Raw genomic sequence first — 2,416 nt, 5'->3', positions numbered from 1 at the left:
GGACGCAAAAAGGCTCGCCGCACAAAGTGCGCAGCGAGCCTCTTTGCATGTCCGAGGACGTTCCGGAGGGAAGCCCCCGTCACGCCCCCGGATTCCCGGTGGGAGTTCTAGACCTTGTCGGCCTTAGTACATACCGCCGCCCTGCTGACCAGCGGTAGCAGCAGCGATAGCGTCCTCAAGCTGAGTGTTTTTGGGCACATCGGAGACGGTGGCCTCGGTGATGAGGATCAGGCTGGCGACAGAAGCAGCATTCTGCAGGGTGACGCGGCTGACCTTGACGGGGTCGAGGACGCCCATCTCGATCATGTCGCCCCACTCGCCGTTGGCAGAGTTGAGACCCTGGCCGGCGGGCAGCTCGGCAACCTTGTCGACCACGACAGCGCCCTCAAAGCCAGCGTTCTTGGCGATAGTAGCGACCGGAGCGGTCAGAGCCTTCTTGACGATATCGACGCCGATCTTCTCCTCGGGGTCGTCGATCTCGACAGCATCGAGCGCAGGAGCAGCGTCCATGAAGGCGACGCCGCCACCGGCGACAATGCCCTCCTCGACAGCAGCGCGGGTAGCCTGCAGGGCATCCTCAACGCGGTGCTTGATCTCCTTGAGCTCGGACTCGGTAGCAGCGCCGACCTTGATGACGGCAACGCCACCGGAGAGCTTGGCCAGGCGCTCCTGGAGCTTCTCACGGTCGAAGTCAGAGGTGGTGTTCTCCATCTCGCCCTTGATCTGAGCGATGCGGGCGTCGATGGCCTCCTTGGAGCCGGCGCCGCCGACGACGACGGTGTTGTCCTTGGAGATAGTGACGGACTTAGCGGTGCCGAGCATATCGGCGGTGATGTCAGCGACCTTCACGCCCAGCTCGTCCAGAGCAGCCTGGCCACCGGTGAGGACGGCGATGTCCTCCAGGATGCGCTTGCGGCGATCGCCGTAGCCCGGGGCCTTGACGGCGCAGACGTTGAGAGCGCCACGGATCTTGTTGAGGACCAGGGTCGGCAGAGCCTCGCCGTCGATGTCCTCAGCGATGATGAGCAGGCCACGGCCGGCGCGCTGGACAGCCTCGAGAACAGGCATGATGTCCTGAACGCTGGAAATCTTCTGGTCGGTGATGAGGATGTACGGATCCTTCATCACGGCCTCCATGCGGTCGTTGTCCGTGACGAAGTAAGCGGAGACATAGCCCTTGTCGAACTGCATGCCCTCGACGGTGTCGATGGTGATGTCGAACGTCTGGGAATCCTCGACGGTGATGACGCCGTCCTTGCCCACGACCTCCATGGCCTCGGCGATCTTCTCGCCAACCTCGGGGTCACCAGCGGAGATGGTGCCGACGGAAGCGATCTGCTCCTTGGTCTCGACCGGCTTGGCCTGCTTCTTCATCTCGGCGACGGCGGCGTTTACAGCCTTGTCGATGCCGCGACGGATGGCCAGCGGGTTGGCGCCGGCGGCGACGTTGCGCAGGCCGTCGTTGACGATGGCCTGGGCGAGCAGGGTTGCGGTGGTGGTGCCGTCACCCACGGTGTCGTTGGTCTTGGTGGCGACCTCCTTCACCAGCTGAGCGCCCATGTTCTCGATGTTGTCCTCGAGCTCGATCTCCTTAGCGACAGAAACGCCGTCGTTGGTGATGGTCGGGGCACCGAACGTGCGCTGCAGCGCAACGTAGCGGCCCTTGGGGCCCATGGTGACGGTAACGGCGTCGGCCAGAGTGTTGACGCCCTTGGCGAGCTTAGCGCGGGCATCGGTGTTGAACGTAATGTTCTTTGCCATGGTGAGTAATCCTCCAAAAGAAATGTGACTCGCGTCGCCGCTTCCGAGTCCTATGCGACGATCGCGTTCAAAGACGAATCAGAGATTCTGACGAGACTAGGCCTCGACGACGGCGTAGATGTCGTCGGCGCGCATGAGCAGATACTTCTCGCCGTCGACCTTGACCTCGTTGCCACCGAACTTGCCGTAGATGACAACGTCGCCAACCTTGACGTCCATGGGGATGCGCTCACCCTTGTCGTTGACCTTGCCGGCGCCCACGGCAACGATGGTGCCGCGCTGCGGCTTCTCCTGAGCGTTGCTGGCGATGTACAGACCAGAAGCGGTCTTCTGCTCGGCCTCGTCGGGCTTGACCAGGACGCGATCTGCAAGCGGCTTCAAAGACGACATGCTTGTTTCCTCCTTTGTGGGCCGCGCGGTCATGCCGCGCGGGTTAACCCTTTTTGTTTGCGTACGCGTTGAATGGTACCCACGAATGGCGGGTTATACAACACGGAGTCAAAAAATCTTATTTTTTGGCACTTAGATTTTCTGAATGCCGGGGGATAACTTAGCGATGCCTCCCGTGTGGCTCCGGAGGGGCGGGGCATAAGGTTTCCTGCTCGGGCAGTCCTGCTCGCACGAAGGCCACATTAAGTGGCCTTCGGCTCGTGCG

At 62.0% G+C, this 2,416-nt stretch carries 2 protein-coding genes; both read right to left on the bottom strand.

What is annotated here, in order from left to right:
- Nucleotides 1–123: 123 nt before the first annotated feature.
- Nucleotides 124–1,761 carry a chaperonin GroEL gene (gene groL / locus DXC18_RS10265; protein WP_006234938.1) on the bottom strand — a complete coding sequence of 546 codons (1,638 nt, stop codon included), beginning with the start codon at nucleotides 1,759–1,761 and terminating at the stop codon, nucleotides 124–126.
- Between the two features lie 96 nt (nucleotides 1,762–1,857).
- Nucleotides 1,858–2,151, bottom strand: a complete 294-nt coding sequence (gene groES, locus DXC18_RS10260) for a co-chaperone GroES (protein ID WP_022094351.1) — start codon at nucleotides 2,149–2,151, stop codon at nucleotides 1,858–1,860.
- Nucleotides 2,152–2,416: the final 265 nt, after the last annotated feature.

The organism is Collinsella sp. OM08-14AT (genome assembly GCF_003438115.1).
Lineage (GTDB): Bacteria > Actinomycetota > Coriobacteriia > Coriobacteriales > Coriobacteriaceae > Collinsella.
The sequence above is the reverse complement of the archived record's forward strand: the minus strand, read 5'-3'. Positions and strand labels throughout refer to the sequence as shown.